The organism is uncultured Microbacterium sp., assembly GCF_937927635.1.
Taxonomy (GTDB): domain Bacteria; phylum Actinomycetota; class Actinomycetes; order Actinomycetales; family Microbacteriaceae; genus Microbacterium.
Genome location: NZ_CALBRW010000043.1, coordinates 1 through 22,317, shown reverse-complemented (window position 1 = coordinate 22,317; position 22,317 = coordinate 1). Strand labels below are relative to the sequence as shown.

Sequence of the window (22,317 nt, the reverse complement as noted above, 5' to 3'; positions counted from 1 at the left end):
GAATCAATGATCGTCGTCTTCGCGCCGGACAGCTTCAAGGGCACCATCACGGCGGCGGATGCCGCGCGGGCGCTGGCCGACGGGTGGCGTGAGAAGGACCCGGATGCCGAGCTCGTGCTGCGGCCCATGGCCGACGGCGGAGAGGGAACGGTCGCGGCCTTCGAGGCGGCGGTTCCCGGCGCACAGCGGATGCCGGTCACCGTCGACGGCCCCGCGGGAAGGCCTGTCGACACGTCATGGCTGCTGCTTCCGGCATCCGAGGAGGCGCCGCACGGCACGGCCGTGATCGACCTCGCCTCGACCTCCGGCATCGAACTGCTCGACGAGTTGCGCCCGTGGGGCGCCGATTCGTCCGGCTTCGGGCAGGCCATCGCCGCAGCCCTCGACCACGACGTCTCGCGACTGGTGCTGGGCATCGGCTCCAGCGCCTCCACCGACGGCGGCACCGGGATGCTGTGTGCGCTGGGTGCGCGGTTCGTGACCGCCGCCGGCGCTGAGGCCGGTCCCGGTGCACGCGGCCTCACCGAGATCGCGCGCATCGACCTCCGCGGCCTGCGCACCGCCCCCGAGACCCTCGTGCTCAGCGACGTCACCAACCCGCTCACCGGCCCACGCGGTGCGGCGGAGGTGTTCGGCCCGCAGAAGGGGCTCACGGATGCCGCTGATCGCGCGTCCGTGGACGCCGCTCTGACGAACCTGGCCGACCTGCTCGGCCTGGATGCCGGGACTCCTGGTGCCGGCGCGGCTGGAGGCGTCGGCGGGGCTCTCGTGGCCTGGGGAGCCCGGCTGCTACCGGGAGCCGGCGAGGTCGCGCGGCTCATCGGCCTGACCGATGCGATCGCCGGGGCCGATGTGGTCGTGACCGGCGAGGGCTCCTACGACGGCCAGTCCGGAGACGGCAAGGTGCCCTCGTTCGTCGCCGCCGTCGCCGCGGATGCCGGTGCCCGCGCGGCGCTGGTCGCCGGCCGGATCACCGCCGACTCCGACACCTCGCTGTTCACGGCGGCCGTCTCACTGACCGAGGTGGCCGGCTCCGCGGCATCCGCTCTCTCCGACCCCGCCCGCTGGCTTCGTGTGGCCGGACGGATGCTCGCCGAGCGCGCCTGAACGCGTCTCGCACTGCCCGGATTGACACCTCTCCGACCGCGACATAGACTCGCACTATCACATGGGAATACGCTTTCCCATTTACCCGCTGACGAAGGAGTCGAGGAGTCGCATGACGTCATCCCAGAACGCCACCATGGCGATGGCACTCGCCCAGGCGCCGCGCGAACAGCATCCCGTCGTGCGCTGGTGGGCTCGCAGCTGGCATCCGATCGTCTTCGGGATCGTGGTGCTCGCCGTCTGGTGGCTCGTCACCGCACTCAAGCTCGTCAAGCCGTTCATCATCCCCTCGCCGGGCGACACCTGGAAGGCGTTCGCCGACAACGTCCCGTACCTGATGCAGCAGACGTGGGTGACCACCTATGAGACGCTGGTCGGCTTCGTGATCGCCGTGATCGTCGGCCTGTTCGTGGCCGTCGTCATGGTCTACTCGCGGGGCCTCGAGCAGACCCTCTACCCGGTCATCCTGTTCGCGCAGGTGATCCCGAAGATCGCGATCGCCCCGCTGTTCATCGTCTGGCTCGGGTTCGGGATGGAGCCGAAGATCCTGGTCGCCGTGCTGATGGCGTTCTTCCCGGTCGTGATCTCGGGGCTGGCAGGGCTCCGCACGGTCGACCCCGAGATCCTGCAGCTGACCTCGACGATGGGCGCCGGTCGCTGGCGCACCTTCACCAAGGTCCGGCTGCCCGCGGCGCTCCCCGAGCTGCTGTCCGGCCTGAAGGTGGCCGCCACGCTGGCCGTCACCGGCGCGGTGGTCGGCGAGTTCGTCGGTGCCAACGAGGGTCTCGGCTACGTGATCCTGCAGGCCAACGGCAACCTCGACACCGCCATGCTGTTCGCCGCGCTGATCATCATGTCGCTGATGGGCGTGCTGCTGTTCGCGATCATCCAGATCGCCGAGAAGTTCCTCATCCCCTGGCACGCCTCCAAGCGCGATGTCGGCGCGGCCACCGTCCGCCTCTGATCCCGTCCCTCCCAAGACCACTCCCCAGCATCACCCGAACCCACTAGGAGAACTACTGATGAAGAAGTCAGCATCCATCCTCGGCGCACTCGCCGTCGTCACGGCATCAGCTCTCGCCCTCGTCGGATGCGGATCCTCCGCGCCGTCGAGCGACAGCAGCGCCCCCGCGAAGGGCGAGAAGCAGGTCACCGACGTGACGCTCATGCTCAACTGGTACCCCTACGGCGAGCACGCGCCGTTCTACTACGGGGTCGAGAAGGGCATCTTCAAGGACCACGGCATCAACCTGACCATCAAGGCCGGCCAGGGCTCCACCAAGACCGCGCAGGCCGTCGGCCAGAAGCAGGTCGACTTCGGCTGGGCCGACACCCCCGCCGTGCTCGCCAACATCGACAAGGGTGTCGCGATCAAGAGCGTCGGCGTCTTCCTGCAGACCACGCCCTCGGCCGTGCAGGTGTTCGCCGACTCCGGCATCGAGGAGCCCAAGGATCTGAAGGGCAAGACCATCGCGGTCTCTGCCGGCGACGCTCCGACCACGACGTTCCCGATGTACCTCGAGGCGGTCGGGCTCAAGGAGTCCGACGTCAAGCAGCAGAACCTCGACCCGGCGGGCAAGATCGCCGCCGTGCTCTCCGGCCAGGTGGACGGACTGATCGGCTTCGCGCACGACCAGGGCCCGACCATCGCGGCCAAGAGCGGCAAGAAGATGCGCTACCTGCGCTACTCCGACGCCGGGCTGAACTTCTACAGCAACGGCCTGATCGCCCCCACCGACACCATCGAGCAGAAGCCCGAGCTGGTGAAGGAGCTCGTCGCCGCCACGTCCGAGGCGTTCGCCGCCGCCGCGGAGGACCCCGAGGCCGCCGTCGCGTCCATGACCGGCAAGGACCCGCAGATGCCGGCGAAGGATGTGCTGCTGGACCAGTGGACCGAGACCATCAAGCTGCTGAGCACCAAGGCCACCGAGGGCGAGGCCCCGGGCGTGAACGCCACCTCGGACTGGCAGGCCACCCTGGACGTGCTGGGCAAGGCCGGCCTGATCTCCGGTGACGGCACCGTGGACACGTACTACGACGCGTCCTTCGCACCCGGCAAGTGACCCCACTCCCGGCAGCTGAACCGAACCGACCGCACGAGCAGGAGAACACGCACATGACGCAGACGAGCGCGGCGCTGGAGATCACCGACGTCTCGATCACCTTCGCCTCCAAGCGCGGCACGGTGACGGCACTGGACGGCGTCGACCTGAACGTGCAGGCAGGTGAGTTCATCACGATCGCGGGGCCTTCGGGCTGCGGCAAGTCGACCCTGCTCAAGGCCGTCGCCGGCCTCACCCTGCCGAGCTCCGGCAGGGTGAGGCTGAACGGCGAGGATGTGACGGGTCCCCGCCAGGACATCGGCTACGTCTTCCAGCGCGCAGCGCTGCTGGAGTGGCGCAGTGTGCGCGGCAACATCCTGCTGCAGGCCGAGATGCGCGGCATGGACATGAAGAAGGCCAACGCGCGGGCCGACGAACTGATCGAGATGACCGGCCTGACCGGCTTCGAGAAGGCGCTGCCGCACGAGCTCTCCGGCGGCATGCAGCAGCGCGTGTCGCTGTGCCGCGCGCTGCTGCACGAGCCGCGCGTGCTGCTGATGGATGAGCCGTTCGGCGCGCTGGACGCACTGACCCGCGAGAAGATGAACGTCGAGCTCAACCGCATCTGGTCGCAGACCGGCACGACAGTGCTGCTGGTCACGCACTCGGTGGCCGAGGCCGTGTACCTCGCCAGCCGGGTGGTCGTGATGAGCCCGCGGCCGGGCCGCATCCTCGAGGAGCACACCGTCGACCTGCCCGCCGAGCGGGGTTACGCGGAGGTGCTGGCGACGCCGGAGTTCACCCGGATCTCCACCCGCGTGCGCGAGCTGCTGGGCTCGCCGGGCGGGGACTGAGCCGCGCTGCGGTGACTGAGCCGCACCGCGGTGCTCAGATCGAGTAGTAGTCGGCCGGGTGATCGCCGAACTGCTCGAGCTCGCGCAGCAGCTGCACCTCGCTGGGCGTCTGCACCGGCAGGAAGGCGGCCTCGCGCAGACGGCGGTTGGTGGCGGATGCCGTGAGATACCCGCGCCCGCCGGTGAGCGCTGCCTCCTGACCCGTGGCCGCCTGCGCCAGCCGCGCGGCGTCGAATCGCAGGCGCGTGACGGCATGCGCGTCGGTCGCGGAGACAGCGGATGCCGCCAGGCGCAGCTCACCGGACAGCTGCCGGTGCTCGTCCTCCAGCCGGCGCTGGAAGCCCGCCAGCACGCTGTTGCCTCCCTCCAGCCGTGCGGCCGCCTCGGCCAGCGCTCGCCGCGCGAGGCCCAGGCACAGCGCGGTCTGCAGCAGGTAGTGGGTGGCGCGCTGGTCGGCGGCGGCCTGCAGCGAGGTCGCGAGAACGGCATCCGATTCGACGTGCACGTCGTCCAGCATCAGCATGGCCGAGCGCGTGGCGTCCAGCGCCAGCAGGCCCTCGACCGGGCGAGTGGTGAAGCCCTCGGCGCCGACCCGCACGGCCACCAGCACCCGCTCGTCGTCCACCCGCGCGGGCAGGATCACCAGCGTCCCCGGCGCGATGTTCGACGCCCAGGCGATGCGGCCGGACACCCGGTACCCGCCCTCGCCGTCGGGCACGGCGACCGTCGGCACCGTGCCGAGCCCGGCCGACTCCTGCAGCGCGGTGGCCATCGCGATCGAACCCGCCAGCCGGCCGGAGACCAGCTCGGCGAGCAGCTCGTCGCGACCGGGAAGGGACGACGCCCGCACGTACTCGGTCACCATGCGCTGCGCCCACAGCGAGAACGCCGTGCTCATGCACTCCCCGGCAACCGCGGCGAGCAGCTCGGCGGCATCCGACACATCGTCGTCCGCGCGCTGCACGCCCAGCCCCAGGGCGCCCAGCGAACCGTACCCGGCGAGGGTCTCGGCCAGCGGCGGCGCGGTGCCGCCGTCGACGTCGGCGGCAGCATCCGCCGCCCGCCGCGACGCGGCCTCGATCACGGAACCGGCCTCGATCACGGAACCGCTCATGCCTGTGCCTCCCTCGCGTCCACCAGCCGGTGCAGCCCGCGCAGGATGCGGTCGAGCAGGAAGCCCAGCACCCCGATCGCGAACATGGTCGCGGCCAGTCCCGAGTAGTCGATGTTGTCGCGTGCGTTGAGGATGGCGTAGCCCAGCCCGTTCGGCACGCCGAGCATCTCGGCCGGCACCAGCACCACCCACGAGATGCCCAGCGCCACCCGGCTGGAGCCGACGATGGGGGAGGTCAGCGCCGGCAGCGCCGTGGAGCGGAACGCCTCCCACCGCGTGGCGCCCAGCGAACGCGCCACCTTGCGCAGACCCGGATCCAGTGCTCGCACGCCGGCGGCCACGCCCAGCACGATCGGCCACACCGCCGCCAGCGCCACCAGAGCGATGACTGCTCCGGTGCCGGCGCCCAGCAGCACGATGGCCAACGGCGCCCACGCCAGCGGAGAGGTCATCCGCAGGAACTGCACCACGGGGTTCACGGCATCCTCCACGGTGCGACGCGAGCCGAACAGGACGCCCAGCGGCACGCCGATCACGACGGCGATGCCGAGCCCCGCCAGCAGCCGCCACAGCGACACGGTGATCGCGTCGAGGAACGACGGGTCGCCGACCAGGCCTGCCAGCGCGCGCAGCGTGTCGACCGGTCCCATCTTCGACACGACGGGGTTGGCGGCCAGCACGACGTCGGCCAGCAGCCACCACAGCACGACGGTCACGCCCAGCACCGCCAGGCGCAGCAGAATTCGGCGGGCCGCGTTCTGCGTCGGGCGGGGAGCGGATGCCGGCGGCGGTGCCGCCACACTGATCTCGGGCGCTTTTGCGATGACGGTCATGGCTGCACCTGCTCCTTCCTGGTCGCCGTGGCACCGAAGGCGGCGAGGCCGCCCGAGGCGTCGATGGCTCTGCTGTTGATGCGCGTGGCGACGAGGTCGGCGTGCACCTCGGCGGGCTCGATGCGGCCGAGCCATGCGGTGTCGGCGTCGATGGCGGTCAGCCGCATCTGCCGCACCAGCTCCTCGGTGTAACTGGGGTAGGCGTAGGGCTGGAATCCGATCCGGGGCTGATCCCAGCCCGGATGCTGCACGGCGCCGTCGTCGACGTACTCGTGGTCGTCGTGCTCGACGAGCACCTTCGCGATGGCCGCGGGCGCCTGGGGCAGGTAGCCGCCGGCGGAGAGCCGCTCGGCCGCCGCCTTCCGGTCCTTGCGGATCCGCAGCTGCGCGGCCACCACGGCATCCGCCGCTCGCTGCGCGAGTTCCGGATTCTTCTCCACCAGATCCTCGCGCACGACCGTCACGCAGCAGGCGTGCTCGCGCCAGACATCGCCCGTGAACCGCAGGATGCGTCCGATGCCCTGCACCTCGGCCACCGCGCAGAACGGCTCGGCGACGATGTAGCCCGACACCGATCCCGCGCCCAGCGCCGTGGGCATGTCGGCGGGAGCCAGCACCACCAGCTGCACGGTGCCGGCTGCGGCATCCGGCTTCTGGTTGATCACGGCCGTCAGGCCCGCGTCGCGCAGCAGCTGCTGCAGAACGACGTTGTGGATCGAGTACCAGCCCGGCACGGCGACCGTGGTTCCCGCCAGCTGCGCGACCTCGGTGATATGCGGTGCGACGGTGATCGCCGAGCCGTTCACGTGGTTCCAGGCCAGCACCTTCACGGGCACCTTCGCCTCGTACCGCAGCTGCATGGCGGCCGGCATCAGCAGGTGCACGATGTCGACGCTGCCGGACTGCAGCGCCTCCACCAGCGGGGCCCAGCCGCGGAACAGCGTGGGCTTCGGCGTCTGGATGCCGCGCTGCGCGAACTCCCCGCCGTCGTGTGCGAGCAGCAGCGGAGCGGCATCGGTGATGGGCAGGTAGCCGATGCGCAGCGTGTCGGACTTCTTCTGCTTCTTCGTCTCGTCCTGATCGGGCGCGGCGGTGGCGTCGGCGGGACGGTTCAGCGCGCCCGCCACGACGGGCAGCGCCACGAGTGCGCCGGCGCCGGCGAGGGTGAGGAACTCGCGTCGCGTGCGGTCACGACGAGTGGATGCCGGAGTCCCGGCCTGCTCGGGCGCGTCATCGATGTCGTCGGCGAAGCGCGCCAGCAGCTCGGACTCGAGCTCCACGCGGTCGCCCGCGGCATCGAGGATCTGCAGCCCCGGCCGCCCGGCGCGCAGCACCGCCACACGGTCGCCCAGCAGGGCGGCCTCGGCCAGGTCGTGCGTGACCAGCACCGTGGTCAGCCCGCGATGCTCGTGCACGCGGCGCAGCCAGGTCTGCGCGTCGGCGCGGGTCAGCGGATCCAGTGCTGAGAAAGGCTCGTCCAGCAGCAGCAGAGTCGGATGCGCGGCCACGGCCCGGGCGATGGCCACGCGCTGCGCCTGGCCGCCGGAGAGCTGGTCGGGGTAGCGCTCGGCCAGGGCCCCGATGCCGAGATCCCGCAGCAGCGCGGCGACGCTCTCGTCGGCGCCCGCGGCGCCGGCGGCGGCGTTGCCGGCATCCGATCTGCGGTTCGCGCGGTACTCCAGCCCGAGCCGCACGTTCTCGGCGGCCGTGCGCCAGGGCAGCAGGTGCGGCTGCTGGAACACCGTGCGGGTGGAGCCGCCGGCATCCTCCGGCCTGCGCACCGATCCGGATGCCGGCTCGATGAGTCCCGAGAGCAGCGAGAGCAGCGTGGACTTGCCGGCACCCGACGGGCCGACCACGGTCAGCAGTTCGCCGCGGTTCAACGTGAGGTCGATGTCGTCCAGCACGCGGTTGCCGCCGCGCACGACGCCGGCGGCCCGCACGTCGACGACGGGGAGGTCGGTTTCAGGCTCGGTCATGCGTGCTCCAGACGCCGGGGGATGTGGGGCGAGCGTAACAAGCAGACAGACTTGTCTGTAGGTGTGTGTCGACACATTTCACGCACGGCGCCGGCACGCGGTCCGGTGCGTGCGGGTCAGGCGGCCGCGATGCGGGCGCGGACCATGTCGGCCGCCAGGTGGATCGGGGCCACGTCATGCGCGACCTTCGCGCCCAGCAGCCCGCCGTCGTAGGCCAGTTGCGCCTCGGAGGCGATGCGCTCGGCATCCGCGATGCCCGACAGTGCGTCCAGCCACTGCGTGCGCACCCAGGCGCGGTGCTCGCGCACGGCGCGGGCGATGGGCTCGGCGGGGTCGGGGAACTCGACGAGCGCGTTCAGGAACACGCATCCGGTGTACCCGTCTGATGCGTTGCGCCTGGCGGCCAGCTCGAACGAGGCCAGCACGCGCTCCGGGCCAGTCGGCATGCCGCTGATCGCCGCGCGATAGGCCTGCCGGTCGCCGGCATCCGTCCGCTCCAGATGAGCGACCACCAGCGACTCCTTCGAGCCGAACGCCTGGTACAGGGTCGCCTTGGCGACGTCGGCCTCGGCGATGATCCGGTCGATGCCCACCGGCCGGATGCCCTCCTGGCAGAACAGGCGGCTGGCGGTCTGCAGCAGCCTGTCGGCGGCGGGCGTGAGCGTGGGCATGACTCCATGTTACGGATGCCCGGTCCGGCGTCGGCTATCCTGTCGCATACAGACAGGTCTGTCTGTCGTTGAGCGAGAGGAAATCCGATGGCACTGTTCCTGGTCGAGGTCGAACTGTCCGATCCCACCCGCGAGGCCGCATCCGCCGTGATCGACCGCGTGGCCGCCGCGTTCGCCGCCACCGGGGGAGAGCTTGTCGAGGCGCAGGTGCCCGCCGGGCACGAGCGCGTGTACCTGATCCTCGAGGGCGACGACTGCGCGGGCGTCGTGCTCGACGCGCAGACCCTGGGCGCGGCATCCGTCACCGACATCGTGCCGGTGCGCCTGATCGGCGCCACGGTCGACGAGGTCCGCGCGCGCGGCACTGCCGGGTACCTGGTGGAGTGGGACATCCCCGCCGAGATCACCATGGAGAAGTACCTCGCGGCCAAGAAGGCCAAGACGCCGCTGTACGACACGCTCGACGACGTGGCGTTCCTGCGCACGTACGTGCGCGAGGACACCCAGAAGTGCCTGTGCTTCTACGACGCCGACAGCGAGGAGGCCGTGCGCCACGCCCGCGAGGTCGTCACCACCCCGATCAGCCGCCTGCACGCGCTGGACGCCCTGCCCGTCACCGCCTCCTGACCCGTCCGCTAAAGCCCGTCTATTCGCGTCAAACGCAGCGCCGGGACGGCGTGTCGCGTGCGTTTGGCGCAGATAGACGGGCCCCGTGAATCGCCTGTGGATGCCGCGATCAGGCCGCGAGCGCGGCGCTGACGACGGCGCGCGCCTCCTCCTGCACCTTCGCGAGGTGCTCGGGCCCGAGCAGGCTCTCGGCGTACAGCTTGTAGACGTCCTCCGTGCCGGACGGTCGGGCGGCGAACCAGGCGTGCTCGGTCTGCACCTTCAGCCCGCCGATGGCCGCACCGTTGCCGGGGGCGTGCGAGAGCTTGCCCGTGATCTCCTCGCCGGCCAGGATCGTCGCGCTCACGGCATCCGGCGACAGCTTGCCGAGTGTGGCCTTCTGCTCGGGAGTGGCCGGGGCGTCCACGCGCTGGTACGCGGATGCCCCGAACTCGGCCTCCAGCTCGCGGTACCGCTGCGAGGGGGTCTTGCCGGTCACGGCGATGATCTCCGCGGCCAGCAGGCACAGGATGATCCCGTCCTTGTCGGTGGACCAGACCGAGCCGTCCTTGCGCAGGAACGACGCGCCGGCGGACTCCTCGCCGCCGAACGCGACCGAGCCGTCCAGCAGGCCGGGCACGAACCACTTGAATCCGACGGGCACCTCCAGCAGGCGGCGGCCCAGCGACTCGGCCACGCGGTCGATGATCATCGACGACACCAGGGTCTTGCCGATCGCGGCATCCGCCGGCCAACCCTCGCGGTGCGAGAACAGGTAGTCGATGGCGACAGCCAGGTAGTGGTTGGGGTTCATCAGTCCGGCATCCGGGGTGACGATGCCGTGCCGGTCGGAGTCGGCGTCGTTGCCCGTGAGCACGTCGTAGTCGCCGCGCTTGGCGACCAGCGAGGCCATGGCGTTCGGCGAGGACGGATCCATGCGGATCTTCTCGTCCCAGTCCAGCGTCATGAAGCGCCAGGTCGGGTCGACCTCGGGGTTGACGACGGTGAGGTTCAGGCCGTGCATCTCGGCGATCAGCTGCCAGTACTCCACCGACGCCCCGCCCAGCGGGTCGGCGCCGATGCGCACGCCGGAGTTCTTGATGGCCTCCAGGTCGATGATCGTGGGCAGGTCGCGCACGTACGCATCGCGGAAGTCGTAGCCCTTCGCGGCCAGCGCATCCCAGTCGATGTCGGCGGGGCTGAGGCGCTTCACGCCCTCCAGCTTCGCCTCGATGAGCTCGTTGGCGCGCTTCGCGATCCAGCCCGTGGCATCCGTGTCGGCGGGACCGCCGTTCGGCGGGTTGTACTTGAAGCCGCCGTCGCGGGGCGGGTTGTGGCTGGGGGTGACGACGATGCCGTCGGAGCGGCCGGCGTCCTCCAGCGCACGCCCCTTGTTGTAGGTGAGGATGGCGTGGCTGAGCGCGGGCGTCGGGACCCAGGCGTTGCGGGAGTCGACGCGCACGTCCACGCCGTTGGCCAGCAGCACCTCGACGGCGCTGCGCTCGGCGGGACGGGACAGCGCATGCGTGTCGCGCCCCAGGAACAGCGGACCGGAGATGCCCTGCCCGTTGCGGTAGTCGACGATGGCCTGCGTGGTGGCGAGGATGTGGTCCTCGTTGAAGCTGCCGGTCAGGGCGGAGCCGCGGTGGCCACTGGTCCCGAACACCACCCGCTGCGTCGCGATCGCCGGATCCGGATGCCGGTCGTAGTACGCGGCGATCAGCTCGTCGACGTCGATGAGATCCTTTTCCTCCGCGGGGAGGCCTGCACGGCTCGTCATGTGCATAGTCTGCCCCGCGTGCGACCGTCGCGCATCTTCGGCGTCATCCTTCGGGTCTGTCGGTACACATGTCGGCTCAGACCACGGTTGTCGGACCGGATGCCGGTTTTCTGCCGACATCCGTGAATCGCGCCGACATCCGTACCGCAGTCGGATGCCGGGCCGAACCGGCGGATGCCCGGGGCTAGGCTTGCCGGGTGACCGAACGCCGCACGTACAGCTACCTGGGCCCCGCCGGAACCTTCACCGAGGCGGCACTGGATCAGGTTCCCGAGGCCCGCGGCCACGAATGGCGGCCGGTGCACAACGTGGGCGAGGCGCTCTCCGACGTGCTGTCGGGCGTGTCGGATGCCGCGATGATCGCCATCGAGAACTCCATCGAGGGCGGCGTCTCCACCACGCAGGATGCGCTGGCCACCAACCCCGGCCTGCGGATCATCGGCGAGTACCTGGTCAAGGTGAACTTCGTGCTGGTCGCGCCTCCCGGAACCAAGCTGGAGGACGTGAAGGTCGTCGCTGCGCATCCGGTGGCGTACGCGCAGTGCCATGCCTGGCTGGGGAAGAACCTTCCCGAGCACGCGCACGTGCCGGCGGCCAGCAACGTGGCATCCATCCTCGGCGTGCTCGACGGGTCGCTGCCCGCCCAGGCCGCCATCGCGGCGCCCGGAATCGTGGCGCACCAGGATGTCGAGGTGCTGGCCGAGCAGATCGGCGACAACGCCAACGCCGTGACGCGCTTCGTGCTGGTCTCGCGCACGACGGCCGCCGGCGAGCCGACCGGCGCCGACAAGACCTCGCTCATCGTCGAGCTGCCCGACGACCGACCCGGCGGGCTGCTGGATCTTCTGGAGCAGTTCTCCACTCGCGGCATCAACCTGTCGCTGATCGAGTCGCGGCCCGTCGGCGACGAGCTGGGTCGGTACCGCTTCGTGCTGGATGCCGACGGCCACATCCACGACGAGCGCATGGCCGACGCGCTGCTCGGCATCCGCCGGTTCAGCCCCCGCGTGGTGTTCCTCGGCTCGTACCCCCGTGCCGACCGCCGCATCGTGCAGTACCCCGACCGCTACGCCGACGATGTGTTCGTCGAGGCCCGCGACTGGCTGCGCGGCCTGATCGCCGGCGAGCCCGACGAGGCGTAGCCCCGCGCACCACTTCCGCGCTCGTGGTTCCCCGATGCGTTTTCGATCCAGTCCGCGGTCTGGATCACTTGTGCATCCGCGGAGCGTGTTTCCGATGCGTTTTCGATCCAGCCCGATTCGGGCGGATGCTGGGGGAGCGGCGCTATTGCTCCAGCTCGCGCAGCGCCCGCTGCAGTTCTGCCGCGGTCGGGGGCATCGCGCCGGCCCGCGCCACGGTGAGTCCGGCGGACACCGCCGCCATGCGGCCGATCTCCGTCAGCTGCGCGTTCGAGTAGCTGCCGGCGAGTGCACCCTCGATGCCGACCTTCTCCGCGATCGCGGCGATCAGGCCGGACATGTACGCGTCCCCGGCGCCGATCGTGTCGACGATGTCCACCTGCAGCACCGGGACCTCGACGCGCAGATCGGCGGTGTGCAGCACGCTTCCGGCGGACCCGCGGCTGACGGCGACCAGCTTCGCACCGGCATCCAGCAGTCGCTGCGGCGCGCTCGCCGCCGCGTCCGGGTACAACCAGTCGGCGTCCTCGTCGCTGAGCTTCACGACCGCCGCGCGGGAGGCGTACCTCTCCACGGCGACGACGGCGACCTCCCGCGAGGGCATGAGCGTCGGGCGCACGTTCGGGTCGAAGGCGACCAGCACATCCTGGGGCAGCGACTCCACGAAGGACAGCACGCGGTTGCCGCCCGGCAGGTGCAGGGCGCCGATGGAGCCGACGTGCACCACGGAGACCCCGTTGACCTGGGGCGGTGTGCGGAAGTTCCAGGTCAGATCGAAGTCGTAGGTGGCCGATCCGTCCGCGCCGATCCACGCCGTGGCCGTCGACGTGGGCAGACTTCCGTCACCGACGGTCACGACCGAGACCCCGCCCGAGGCCAGGTGATCGCGGATCGCGAGGCCGTCCGGGTCGTCGCCGAACTCGGAGGCGAACGTCGTCGCCGTGCCGAGGCGCCCCAGGCCGAAGGCGACGTTCAGCGGGCTTCCGCCGACGTGCCTGGTCACGCCGTCGCCGTGGTCGACGACGTCGATGAGGGCCTCGCCGATCACCAGGACTCGTCCGGGGAGCGCGGTCATGCCGCGGATCCGGCCGACCCGGCGTTCGCCGCGGCATCCTCGATGCCGTCCAGCCAGGTCAGTGTCGAGCCGCCGCCCACGACCAGCGGACTCAGCGCCGCGTTGAAGGCGGCGTTCGCCGCGCTGCTCAGATGGCTGGCGAACGCCTCGTCGTCCGCGTACTCCTCGTAGACGAAGAAGCGCTCCTGCTCGTCGTGCAGCCGGTGCGCGTCGAACCGCACATTGCCCGGTTCGGCCCGCACCTCCCGCCGGTACCCGGCGACGAGGGACGCGACGGCGTCCCCCGCCCCGGGAACCGCCTGGAACTCGGCGTACAGGTGCCTGCCGTTCACAGCGTCTGCGCGCCCGTCATGATGGCGACGGCCTCGCTCATGGTGTGCGACTGCGGCGTGATGGTGCCCGCGCGCTTGCCCAGGCGCTGGATGTGGATGCGGTCGGCGACCTCGAACACGTGCGGCATGTTGTGGCTGATCAGGATCACCGGGACGCCGGTATCGCGCAGCCGCTTGATCAGCTCCAGCACCTGGTTGCCCTCGCGCACGCCCAGGGCCGCGGTCGGCTCGTCGAGCACGACCACCTTGGATCCGAAGGCCGCTGCCCGTGCCACGGCGACGGCCTGCCGCTGCCCGCCCGAGAGGTTCTCGATCGGCACCGTCACGTCCTGCAGCGTGGAGATCCCCAGCCGGGTGAGCTCGTCCCTGGCGTTCTTGCGCATGGCCTTGGTGTCCAGCATCCGGAAGGTCGAGCCGAGGATGCCCGGGCGACGCATCTCGCGACCGAGGTACATGTTGGCGGCGACGTCGAGCGCGGGGGAGACCGCGAGCGACTGGTAGACGGTCTCGATACCGGCATCCCGGGCATCCTGCGGACGACGGAAGTGGACGGGCCTGCCGTCGAGCTTCAGCTCGCCCCCGTCGGGGATCTCCGCGCCGGTGAGGCACTTGATGAGCGTGGTCTTGCCGGCGCCGTTGTCGCCGATGATGGCGAGCACCTCGCCGGCGTACAGGTCGAGGCTGACTCCGTCGAGTCCGACGACGTGTCCGTAGGTCTTGACGAGCCGCGTGGCCGAGAGAACCGGCGTGCGGGTGTCGAGCGCTGCAGCGTTCACTTGCGTACCTTCCGAATCCACTGATCGATGGAGACCGCGACGATGACCAGGATGCCGACGGCGAGGGTCTGGTAGAGCACGTCCAGGCCGGCGAGGGCGAGGCCGTTGCGGAACACGCCGACGATGAGGGCGCCGAGCAGGGTGCCCCACACGTTGCCGCGGCCGCCGAAGAGGCTGGTGCCGCCGATGACGACGGCGGTGATGGCGTTCAGGTTGGCGTCGACGGCGGCGTTCGGGCTCGACCCGAAGTCGCGGCCGATCTGCACCCACGCGGCCACCGCGACGATCGCGCCCGCCACGATGTACACGCTCAGCAGCACGCGGTTGACGCGGATGCCGCTCAGGCGCGCGGCCTCGGGATCGTCGCCGACCGCGTAGACGTGACGTCCCCACGCGGTGCGGCCCAGCGCGAAGGCGGTGATGATGTACAGCAGGAGCATCAGCAGCACGCCGTAGGTGATGTCGACGCCGAGATGGAACGTCGTCCCCGTCCAGGTGATGATGTCGGGCAGGTTCAGCCCCTGCACGGTCGCGCCGTTGGAGAGCAGCAGCATGAGCGCGGTGAAGATGCTCAGCGTGCCGAGGGTGACGATGAACGGCGGCAGGTTCAGCCGCGTGACGAGGAAGCCGTTGATCACGCCGGTGAGGATGCCGGCGAGCAGGCCGATGAGCAGGGCGACGATGCCGGGCATGCCCATCCCCGCGGCGGCGTTGCCGATCACGATCGAGCTGAGCACCATGGCCGCGCCGACGGCGAGGTCGATGCCGGCGGTGAGGATGACCAGCGTCTGCGCGAGGCTCAGGATGCCGATCACGGCGACCTGCTGCGTGATCAGGGACAGGTTGTTCGGTGCGAGGAACCGCGGGTTGATCACGCCGAAGATGATGACGGCGACCAGCAGCACGAGGGCCGGGCTCAGGGCGGGGTAGCGGTAGAGCACCGACCGCACCCGCTGCGCGGGCGTCTGCCGGGCGATGAACTCGTCCGCGAGATGCAGCGCCGAGGTCGGCGGACCCGCGGGGTCGACGGTGGAGGTGGATTCTGACATGGGTTCTCCTGAAGTCGGAGGGAAGGGTGTGGGCGCCGGCGACGCGGCCGGCGCCCGGGAGATCACTTGCCCCAGCAGGTGCCGGCGGCTTCGGAGGAGCTGACGCTGTCGACGCCGGGCTGGGCCTGGTCGGTGACCAGGGTCTGACCGGTGCTGAAGAAGTCCAGGCCGTCGCTGGGCTTGGGCGCTTCGCCGCCGCGTGCGATCTTGGCGATGGCCTCCATGCCGAGGGATGCCATCTTCGAGGGGAACTGCTGCGAGGTGGCGGCGATGATGCCGTCCTTCACGTAGCCGACGCCGGCGCACCCGCCGTCGATGGACACGATCAGGACGTCCTTCTCCTTGCCCGCGGCCTTCAGCGCCTGGTACGCGCCGTAGGCGGCCGGCTCGTTGATCGTGTAGACGACGTTGATGTCGGAGTTCTTCGAGAGCAGGGTCTCCATGGCGGCACGGCCGCCGTCCTCGGCGCCCTGCGTGGGCTGGTGGCCGACGACCGTGTACTCGCCGCCCTTGCCGCCGGTGTAGGTGCCGTTCTTCGCCTCGGTGCCGTTCTTGCTCTTGTCGGGCACCGTGATGCCCATGCCCTTGAGGAAGCCCTGGTCGCGGTTGGTGTCGACCGAGACGATCTGGTCGCTGAACAGATCGAGCATCGCGATGGTCGCCTTCTTGCCGTCGAGCTTGGCCGCGGTCCACTTGCCGATCAGCTCGCCGGCGGCGAAGTTGTCGGTGGCGAAAGTGATGTCGACGGTCTTGGCGGGATCCGGCACCGTATCGAGCGCGATCACGTACAGACCGGCCTTGCGTGCCTTCGCGATCTCGTTGTTGACGGCGGTGCCGTTGGGGGTGATCAGGATGCCCTTGTCGCCGCGGGAGATGGCGTTCTCGATGGCCTGGATCTGGCTGTCGGTGTCGCCATCCTTCTTGCCTGCGGCGAGGGTGAGCGAGACGTTGGCCTTGGCGGCGTCGGCCTTCGCGGCCTCCTCCATCGAGACGAAGTAGGGGTTGGTGGTGGTCTTCACGATCAGGGTCACGCCGACCTTGTCGTTCGGGCCGACGGTGGAGCCCGGGCCATCGGCCGCGCTGCATCCGGCCAGCGCCGTGACGGCGACGGCGGCCAGGGATGCTGCGGCGAGGAGCTTGGAGCGGCGGTTCAGAGTGAAAGGCATCTTTGCTGTCCTAACGGGGATCAGGCGGTCACTTCGGTGGAAGACACTCTCGGTCGTTCACGACCTGACAACGGTGTCAGAGATATGTTTAGCTCACGGATGTGAAGTGCGCAAGTGTCAGATTCGGTCGGACGGAAGATTAATGACACCGTTATCAAGCCCGGTATCCGCCGGAGCGCGGAAGAAGCGGCAGCGGGTGACCATCCGCGAGGTCGCCGAGCATGCCGGCGTGGGGACGAAGACCGTCTCGCGGGTCGTCAACAACGAGCCCAATGTCGCGCCCGCGACGGCCGCGAGAGTGCGGGCGTCGATCGAGGCCCTGGCCTGGGAACCGGATGCCTATGCCGCGAACCTGCGCCGCGCGACGACCCGCACGCGATCGGTGGGCCTGCTGCTGGGAAGCGTGGGCAACCCGTTCTCGGCGACGATGCACCGTGCCATCGAGGACGTCGCCGTGCACCGCGACGTGGCGGTGTTCGCCTCCAGCCTGGATGACGACCCCGAGCGCGAGGTGGCCGCCGTCGAGGCTTTCGTGCGCCGCAAGGTCGACGGACTCATCCTCACCTGCGTGGCCGACAGTCAGGCGTACCTCGCCGACCTCGTGCCACCGGAGATGCCGGTGGTCTTCATCGACCGGGAGCCCACCGGGTACGCGGCGGACTCGGTGCACTCCGCGAACGTCGAGGGCGCGCGGCTCGCGACGCGGCACGTGCTGGGTTTCGGGCACCGCCGCCTCGCGCTGCTCATCGATCGCCGGGGGCTGTGGACGGCGCGCGAGCGCGAGCGCGGATTCCACCTGGCGCTCGAGGAGTTCGGGGTCCCCCTGGAGTCGGCGACGGTCATCGACGGCCTGTCGGATCAGGATGCCGCCGAGCGCGCCGTGATGACGATGCTGGGATCGCCCGACGCCCCGACCGCGATCGTGAGCGGCCAGAACCTCATCACGGTCGGCGCCGTGCATGGTCTGCGCAAGCTGGACCGGCACCATGACGTGGCGCTGATCGGCTTCGACGACGTGGAGCTGGCCGATCTCATGGAGCCGGGGATCAGCGTGGTCGCGCAGCGACCGGCCGAGCTGGGGCGCATCGCCGCGGAGCGGCTGTTCGCGTCGCTCGACTCCGGGCGCCGGCTCGCGCCCGAGGGAGTCGTCGTGCCGGTCGACCTGATCCCGCGCGGATCGGGCGAGATCAGGCCGCCGCGGAGGCACGGCCGCTGAGTGGGCGCAGCCGCTGAGCGGCGCCGGGCGGGCTCGCACCGACGGGCGGACTCAGGACGTGGGGTGCCGCCAGTCGCCGATGGCCTCGTCCAGGGCGCTGCTCATCACCTCGCGGTTCGGCTCCAGGCCCATCCACAGGCCGAGGTTGACGGCGGCCTGGTTGGTCAGCATCGCGCGGCCGTCCAGCGTGTCGGCGCCGTGCGCACGCGCCTCGCGCAGCAGCACGGTGTCCGGCGGGTTCGGGATCACGTCGCAGACCAGCATCCCGGGGCGCAGGGTGTCTGCGACCAGATCGACGCGCGCCTCGGTATCGGGTGCGAGCCCGATGGACGTCGCGTTCACCACCACGTCCGTGTCTGCGGGCACCGGGAACGACTCCGCCCACCCCACGGCCGCGGCGGCGGTGGCCGTGTGCTCGCTCACGATGGTGACGATCTCCTCGGCCCGCTCCACGTGCCGGTTGACGATCGTCAGCCGCGCAGCACCCGCCAGCGCGAGTTCCACCGCGATGGCCCGTGCCGCGCCGCCGGCGCCGAACAGCACCACGTGCAGGCCGTGAGGGTCGCGCTTCTCGCGCAGCGCCTGCACGAACCCCTGGCCGTCGGTGTTGTTGCCGATCAGTCCGCGGCCGGTGATCTGCACGCAGTTGACGGCTCCGATCAGCGCCGCCGATGGAGCCAGCTCATCCAGCATCCCGATCACGATCTGCTTGTTCGGCAGCGACAGGTTGAAGCCGATCCACCCCATCGCGACGGCGCCGCGCACGGCATCCGGCAGCCGCTCCGGGGGTACGTCGCAGTTCACGAATCGCGCGAGCACTCCGTGATGGCGGTATGCGGCCTCGACCATGGCACCGGTCGGATTGCCGCCGGCGGGCGAGGAGAAGGATCCGGTCAGGGCCGGTCGAAGGGGGGTGGGATCTGTCATGTCTGCTCCTGTGTCAGGGGTCTCGGATGCGGTGGTCTCACGCGGCGAGGTCGGATTCGGCGACCACGCGCAGCGCCTGCGCGGCGATCGTGAGCGCCGGATTCATTGCGGCGCTGGACGGGAAGAACCCGCCGTCGATCACCCACAGGTTGTCGACGTCGTGGGTGCGGCAGTACCCGTCCAGGACGGATGCCGAGGGGTCGTCGCCCGCGACGACCGTGCCGCACATGTGGCTGTTCATCGCGATGCCGAACCACTGCGTGCCGATGACCTGGTAGCCGACGCGGTGCAGCAGCCGCTTGGCCCTCTTCATCATCCGGCGGTGATTGGCCGTGCCCAGCGCGACTCGGCGGGTGACGATGCGTCCGCTCGCGTCGAGAGTCACCCGGTTCTCGGGCGAGGGCAGGTCCTCGCTCATGACCAGCCACTCCACGCTGCGCTTGGCGAACTCGTCCAGGGCGAACTGCGGTGCATAGGGGGCCTCGAGCTTCATCATCGAGCCCTGCACCTTGCCCACCAGCTGCATCACGCCGCCCGGCCTGCCGTCGCCGCCGTCGTGATACCAGTCGTTCACGGACAGCGTCTTCTGGAACACGGCGTCGTTGCGCCGCGTCGCGTCGAACGCGGCGATGTGCGCGTTGTTGTGCATCATGTAGTTGCGCCCCAGCTGTCCCGAGGAGTTGGCCAGGCCGTCAGGATGCCGGGAACTCGCGGACCGCAGCAGCAGCGCTGCGGAGTTGACCGCACCGGCCGAGACCACGAACTTCGCCCCGACGATGCGCACGGCGCCGTCGTGGCCGACGCCCTCGGCGGCGACGACGCGCTCACCCGACGGATCCGTCACCAGGCGGTCCACCCGCACGCCGGTCAGCAGGCGCACGTGCCCGGTCTCCAGGGCCGGATTCACGGCGCGCGTCTCCGCGTCGCTCTTGGCACCCAACAGGCAGGGGAATCCATCGCATGTGTGGCAGCGGATGCAGAGACCGCCCGGGCGCAGATCGATGCCCATGGCGTTGGATGCCGGTGAGACGCCCTGCGCGCGGAGGCGGTCGGCGAGCTCGGCGATGTAGGGCTCGTGCTGCACGGCGGGGAACGGGTAGTCGCTGCTGCGCCACGGCTCGGTCGGGTCCTCGCCGGTGGTGCCGTGCACGCCCAGCTGCGTCTCCGCCGCCGCGTAGTACGGCTCCAGGTCGGCGTACGGAAACGGCCAGGCCGGCGAGACGCCGTCCTCGTGCTCGGTGGCGGTGAAGTCGCGCTCCCGGAATCGCGGCAGGCTGGCGCCGTACACCTTTGTGCTGCCGCCGACGTTGTAGTGCACGCCGGGTCGGTACTCGCGCCCGCGGTCGTCGAGCCAGGTCTCCGCGGCCTTGTAACGGCTTCTGCGGAACACCGCATCGGGAGACCAGTTCTCGGGCTCGCGGGGAATGCGCTCGCCGCGCTCCACCAACAGCACGTCCAGCCCCCTGCGGGCCAGTGCGAGCGCGGTCATGCCACCGCCCATGCCCGATCCGATCACGACGAAGTCGGCTGTGATGTTCATTCTCGTGAACCTCTCCTGAAGTGTAACGAATGAATGCTGATCCAGGGATGCGTTGAATGACAATGGTTTACAGTGTTTTCACGAAGTGAATGGTTCACACGATCGGAGAGTTCCGCCATGGGTCGACCGCCTGCGGACGCGTCGCTGCGCTCCCTCGCGAAAGCGCTCGACCTGTCGACCGCGACGGTGTCGAACGCCTTCAACCGGCCGGATCGCGTGGCCGCAGCCACGCTCGCGCGCATCCGCGCGGAGGCCGAGCGGATCGGTTACGGCGGGCCGGATCCGGCAGCGCGGCAGCTGCGTCGCGGACGAGCGGATGCCGTCGGCCTGGTCCTCACCGATGAGCTGCCTTTCGCGTTCGAGGACCACGCAGCCGTGGGCTTCCTCGCGGGGCTCGCGCAGGCGTGCGAGGAGACCGGGCGGAGCCTGGTGATGCTGCCGTCGGGATCCGGGCGCAGTTCGGTGCTCGGGGGTGCCCTCCGCACTGCCGCGGATGCCGCTTCGGGCTCCGCGCCGGGACTCGGCACGGTCGCGATCGACGGCGTGATCGTGTACTCCGTCGGCGATCACGAGCCGTTGCTGGATGCAGCGCGCGCACGCCGCCTGCCGATCGTAGTGGTGGATCAGCCGCATCCGGATGCGGGGTGGGGCTGGGTCGGCATCGACGATGCGGCGGTGGGCTTCGCCGTCGGCGAGCATCTCGCGAGGCTGGGGCATCGGCGGGTGGGCGTGGTGGCGCCTCGCCTGAGCAGCATCCGACGCAACGGTCCGGTGCTGCCGGGCGTCGTCTCCGGCTACGCCGTGCTGCGCGCACGCATCGACGGGCTGCGGGAGGGTCTGGAGAGCGCGGCCGGGCAGGGTGCCGTCGATCTGGCCGTCGAGGAGCGCACGATCTCCAGCGAACGCGCGGGTGCGGAGGGCTTCGAGGCGCTCATGATGCGGCATCCGGAGCTGACGGCCGTGTTCTGCCTGTCGGACGAACTGGCCCTCGGTGCGCTGACCAGGGCCGAGGAGCTCGGCATGGACGTACCGGGAAGGGTGAGTATCGTCGGAGTCGATGACATCGAGCGCGCAGCGCCGGCGGGGTTGACGACCGTCGAGCAGCCGCTGCAGGCCAAAGGGGCCGTGGCGGGACGGATCCTCATGGCGCGCATCGACGAGCGGCTGGCGGGAGTCCGTCCTGGTCCGACCCAGGCCACGGTGCTGCCCACCACGCTGCACGTGCGCAGGTCGACCGGGCCGGTGCCGGTCGGGGGGTGAGCCGGGACTCGCGCGGGTAGCGGGAGGTCAGCCGGGGCTCGTGCGGGCCGCGGGAGGTGAGACGGGGCTCGTGCGGGCAGCGGGAGGTGAGGTCGGCGGGTGTCGGGAAGTGGGAGTCAGTCGACCGGGACGATCAGGTCGGCCATGTCGCGCCGCGCGCGGATCCGTTGCGCGTTGGGTTCGTCGACGGCGGCGACCCAGGCCTCAGCCTCGGCACGGGACTTGCCGAAGGCGACGTGCCGTGCGACGAGGCGCTCGATGCGGATCTCGGGATCGACATCGGCGTACCAGACCTCGGCCGTCGCGGCGCGGGCCAGTGACCAGGGCTCGTCGGCATCGAGCAGGTAGTTGCCCTCCGAGACGATCAGCGCGGGTCCCGCCGGGATGACGCGGTCGGCGGCGATCGGCTGCTCGAGCGTGCGCTCGAACCCGGGCACGTAGACCGCATGGTCGACCTCCGCGTGCACGCGGCGCAGCGCGGTGAGATACCCCCAGCCGTCGAAGGTCTCGATGGCGCCCTTGCGCGCGCGCAGCCCCATTGCGTCGAGGGAGCTGTCGCCGAGGTGGAACCCGTCCATGGGCAACCAGGCGACGGGCACGCCGCGTGCCTGCAGCGCAGTGATCAGTGCGGTCGCGAGGGTCGTCTTGCCCGCACCGGGCTCACCCACGATCCCAAGCACGACGCGCTCCGCGCGGGAGGCGAGCGCAATGGCGCGGTCGACGAGTTCGGTCCTCAGGTCATGCACGCTGGCACTCTACTGCGCCCCCGTGCTCCGCGCCCCCGCGCCCTTCGCGCCCCGTGCTCCCGTGCTCCCGTGCTCCCGTGCTCCCGTGCTCCCGTGCTCCCGTGC

At 70.4% G+C, this 22,317-nt stretch carries 21 protein-coding genes; 8 read left to right on the top strand and 13 right to left on the bottom strand.

All coding sequences use genetic code 11. The features are described from left to right. Positions 1-6 precede the first annotated feature (6 nt). The 4 genes from Q0568_RS16025 (at position 7) to Q0568_RS16010 (ending at position 4,003) form a co-directional block, all read left to right on the top strand. A complete protein-coding gene (locus tag Q0568_RS16025; RefSeq protein WP_298868295.1) occupies positions 7-1,107 on the top strand; it encodes a glycerate kinase in 1,101 nt (366 codons plus the stop codon). 112 nt (positions 1,108-1,219) lie between these two features. Continuing rightward, complete coding sequence (locus tag Q0568_RS16020) at positions 1,220-2,071, top strand: ABC transporter permease (protein WP_298868294.1); 852 nt, start codon at positions 1,220-1,222, stop codon at positions 2,069-2,071. 58 nt (positions 2,072-2,129) lie between these two features. Then, entirely contained in the window at positions 2,130-3,170 is a 1,041-nt protein-coding gene (locus tag Q0568_RS16015) for an ABC transporter substrate-binding protein (RefSeq protein ID WP_298868291.1), read from the top strand. Positions 3,171-3,223: 53 nt separating this feature from the next. Continuing rightward, entirely contained in the window at positions 3,224-4,003 is a 780-nt protein-coding gene (locus Q0568_RS16010; protein WP_298868289.1) for an ABC transporter ATP-binding protein, read from the top strand. Positions 4,004-4,037: 34 nt separating this feature from the next. On the opposite strand, the gene Q0568_RS16005 is transcribed toward Q0568_RS16010, so the two are convergent. The 4 genes from Q0568_RS16005 to Q0568_RS15990 all read right to left on the bottom strand — a co-directional run bounded on the left by Q0568_RS16005 (position 4,038) and on the right by Q0568_RS15990 (position 8,600). After that, on the bottom strand, positions 4,038-5,117 hold the full coding sequence (locus Q0568_RS16005) for an acyl-CoA dehydrogenase family protein (RefSeq protein WP_298868287.1): 1,080 nt from the start codon (positions 5,115-5,117) through the stop codon (positions 4,038-4,040). Next, the gene (locus Q0568_RS16000) at positions 5,114-5,950 is read right to left on the bottom strand and encodes an ABC transporter permease (RefSeq protein WP_298868285.1); all 837 of its coding nucleotides are present in this window, start codon (positions 5,948-5,950) and stop codon (positions 5,114-5,116) included. The genes Q0568_RS16005 and Q0568_RS16000 overlap by 4 nt, the downstream gene beginning before the upstream one ends. After that, positions 5,947-7,929: an ABC transporter substrate-binding protein gene (locus tag Q0568_RS15995; protein ID WP_298868283.1), complete on the bottom strand. Its 1,983-nt coding sequence runs from the start codon at positions 7,927-7,929 to the stop codon at positions 5,947-5,949. The genes Q0568_RS16000 and Q0568_RS15995 overlap by 4 nt, the downstream gene beginning before the upstream one ends. 116 nt (positions 7,930-8,045) lie before the next feature. After that, entirely contained in the window at positions 8,046-8,600 is a 555-nt protein-coding gene (locus tag Q0568_RS15990) for a TetR/AcrR family transcriptional regulator (protein ID WP_298868281.1), read from the bottom strand. Positions 8,601-8,687: 87 nt separating this feature from the next. Between Q0568_RS15990 and Q0568_RS15985 the strand changes: the two genes are divergently transcribed. Then, entirely contained in the window at positions 8,688-9,227 is a 540-nt protein-coding gene (locus Q0568_RS15985; RefSeq protein WP_298868279.1) for a DUF4242 domain-containing protein, read from the top strand. A gap of 109 nt (positions 9,228-9,336) precedes the next feature. On the opposite strand, the gene pgm is transcribed toward Q0568_RS15985, so the two are convergent. After that, entirely contained in the window at positions 9,337-10,986 is a 1,650-nt protein-coding gene (gene pgm, locus Q0568_RS15980; RefSeq protein WP_298868277.1) for a phosphoglucomutase (alpha-D-glucose-1,6-bisphosphate-dependent), read from the bottom strand. A 197-nt stretch (positions 10,987-11,183) separates the two neighbouring features. Here pgm and pheA point away from each other — a divergent pair, with 197 nt between their 5' ends. Continuing rightward, the gene (gene pheA / locus Q0568_RS15975; protein ID WP_298868275.1) at positions 11,184-12,128 is read left to right on the top strand and encodes a prephenate dehydratase; all 945 of its coding nucleotides are present in this window, start codon (positions 11,184-11,186) and stop codon (positions 12,126-12,128) included. Between the two features lie 142 nt (positions 12,129-12,270). Here pheA and Q0568_RS15970 read toward each other — a convergent pair whose 3' ends face one another. The 5 genes from Q0568_RS15970 to Q0568_RS15950 all read right to left on the bottom strand — a co-directional run bounded on the left by Q0568_RS15970 (position 12,271) and on the right by Q0568_RS15950 (position 16,523). Next, positions 12,271-13,200 carry a carbohydrate kinase gene (locus tag Q0568_RS15970; RefSeq protein WP_298868273.1) on the bottom strand — a complete coding sequence of 310 codons (930 nt, stop codon included), beginning with the start codon at positions 13,198-13,200 and terminating at the stop codon, positions 12,271-12,273. Further along, positions 13,197-13,532, bottom strand: coding sequence for a putative quinol monooxygenase (locus Q0568_RS15965; RefSeq protein WP_298868271.1), 336 nt, complete (start codon positions 13,530-13,532; stop codon positions 13,197-13,199). Before Q0568_RS15965 ends, Q0568_RS15970 begins: the two co-directional genes overlap by 4 nt. Continuing rightward, the gene (locus Q0568_RS15960) at positions 13,529-14,308 is read right to left on the bottom strand and encodes an ATP-binding cassette domain-containing protein (protein WP_298868269.1); all 780 of its coding nucleotides are present in this window, start codon (positions 14,306-14,308) and stop codon (positions 13,529-13,531) included. The genes Q0568_RS15965 and Q0568_RS15960 overlap by 4 nt, the downstream gene beginning before the upstream one ends. Continuing rightward, a complete protein-coding gene (locus Q0568_RS15955; RefSeq protein WP_298868266.1) occupies positions 14,305-15,357 on the bottom strand; it encodes an ABC transporter permease in 1,053 nt (350 codons plus the stop codon). Before Q0568_RS15955 ends, Q0568_RS15960 begins: the two co-directional genes overlap by 4 nt. Positions 15,358-15,419: 62 nt before the next feature. After that, positions 15,420-16,523 carry a substrate-binding domain-containing protein gene (locus Q0568_RS15950; RefSeq protein ID WP_298868264.1) on the bottom strand — a complete coding sequence of 368 codons (1,104 nt, stop codon included), beginning with the start codon at positions 16,521-16,523 and terminating at the stop codon, positions 15,420-15,422. 196 nt (positions 16,524-16,719) lie between these two features. Between Q0568_RS15950 and Q0568_RS15945 the strand changes: the two genes are divergently transcribed. Beyond that, positions 16,720-17,739 carry a LacI family DNA-binding transcriptional regulator gene (locus tag Q0568_RS15945; RefSeq protein ID WP_366941420.1) on the top strand — a complete coding sequence of 340 codons (1,020 nt, stop codon included), beginning with the start codon at positions 16,720-16,722 and terminating at the stop codon, positions 17,737-17,739. Between the two features lie 51 nt (positions 17,740-17,790). Here Q0568_RS15945 and Q0568_RS15940 read toward each other — a convergent pair whose 3' ends face one another. Both Q0568_RS15940 and Q0568_RS15935 read right to left on the bottom strand, forming a co-directional pair. Then, the gene (locus Q0568_RS15940) at positions 17,791-18,666 is read right to left on the bottom strand and encodes a shikimate dehydrogenase (protein WP_298868262.1); all 876 of its coding nucleotides are present in this window, start codon (positions 18,664-18,666) and stop codon (positions 17,791-17,793) included. Between the two features lie 37 nt (positions 18,667-18,703). Beyond that, positions 18,704-20,206: a GMC family oxidoreductase gene (locus tag Q0568_RS15935; protein ID WP_298868260.1), complete on the bottom strand. Its 1,503-nt coding sequence runs from the start codon at positions 20,204-20,206 to the stop codon at positions 18,704-18,706. 117 nt (positions 20,207-20,323) lie between these two features. Here Q0568_RS15935 and Q0568_RS15930 point away from each other — a divergent pair, with 117 nt between their 5' ends. Continuing rightward, entirely contained in the window at positions 20,324-21,466 is a 1,143-nt protein-coding gene (locus tag Q0568_RS15930; protein WP_298868258.1) for a substrate-binding domain-containing protein, read from the top strand. A gap of 116 nt (positions 21,467-21,582) precedes the next feature. On the opposite strand, the gene Q0568_RS15925 is transcribed toward Q0568_RS15930, so the two are convergent. Then, positions 21,583-22,212, bottom strand: a complete 630-nt coding sequence (locus tag Q0568_RS15925; protein ID WP_298868256.1) for a nucleoside/nucleotide kinase family protein — start codon at positions 22,210-22,212, stop codon at positions 21,583-21,585. Positions 22,213-22,317 lie beyond the last annotated feature (105 nt).

Coding starts and splice junctions, on each gene's coding strand:
- Q0568_RS15985 (WP_298868279.1), top strand. CDS start 8,688: ATGGCACTGTTCCTGGTCGAGGTCGAACTGTCCGATCCCACCCGCGAG.
- Q0568_RS15940 (WP_298868262.1), bottom strand. CDS start 18,666: ATGACAGATCCCACCCCCCTTCGACCGGCCCTGACCGGATCCTTCTCC.
- Q0568_RS15935 (WP_298868260.1), bottom strand. CDS start 20,206: ATGAACATCACAGCCGACTTCGTCGTGATCGGATCGGGCATGGGCGGT.
- Q0568_RS15970 (WP_298868273.1), bottom strand. CDS start 13,200: ATGACCGCGCTCCCCGGACGAGTCCTGGTGATCGGCGAGGCCCTCATC.
- Q0568_RS15995 (WP_298868283.1), bottom strand. CDS start 7,929: ATGACCGAGCCTGAAACCGACCTCCCCGTCGTCGACGTGCGGGCCGCC.
- pgm (WP_298868277.1), bottom strand. CDS start 10,986: ATGACGAGCCGTGCAGGCCTCCCCGCGGAGGAAAAGGATCTCATCGAC.
- Q0568_RS16015 (WP_298868291.1), top strand. CDS start 2,130: ATGAAGAAGTCAGCATCCATCCTCGGCGCACTCGCCGTCGTCACGGCA.
- Q0568_RS16025 (WP_298868295.1), top strand. CDS start 7: ATGATCGTCGTCTTCGCGCCGGACAGCTTCAAGGGCACCATCACGGCG.
- Q0568_RS15930 (WP_298868258.1), top strand. CDS start 20,324: ATGGGTCGACCGCCTGCGGACGCGTCGCTGCGCTCCCTCGCGAAAGCG.
- Q0568_RS16020 (WP_298868294.1), top strand. CDS start 1,220: ATGACGTCATCCCAGAACGCCACCATGGCGATGGCACTCGCCCAGGCG.
- Q0568_RS15990 (WP_298868281.1), bottom strand. CDS start 8,600: ATGCCCACGCTCACGCCCGCCGCCGACAGGCTGCTGCAGACCGCCAGC.
- Q0568_RS16010 (WP_298868289.1), top strand. CDS start 3,224: ATGACGCAGACGAGCGCGGCGCTGGAGATCACCGACGTCTCGATCACC.
- Q0568_RS16005 (WP_298868287.1), bottom strand. CDS start 5,117: ATGAGCGGTTCCGTGATCGAGGCCGGTTCCGTGATCGAGGCCGCGTCG.
- Q0568_RS15955 (WP_298868266.1), bottom strand. CDS start 15,357: ATGTCAGAATCCACCTCCACCGTCGACCCCGCGGGTCCGCCGACCTCG.
- Q0568_RS16000 (WP_298868285.1), bottom strand. CDS start 5,950: ATGACCGTCATCGCAAAAGCGCCCGAGATCAGTGTGGCGGCACCGCCG.
- Q0568_RS15950 (WP_298868264.1), bottom strand. CDS start 16,523: ATGCCTTTCACTCTGAACCGCCGCTCCAAGCTCCTCGCCGCAGCATCC.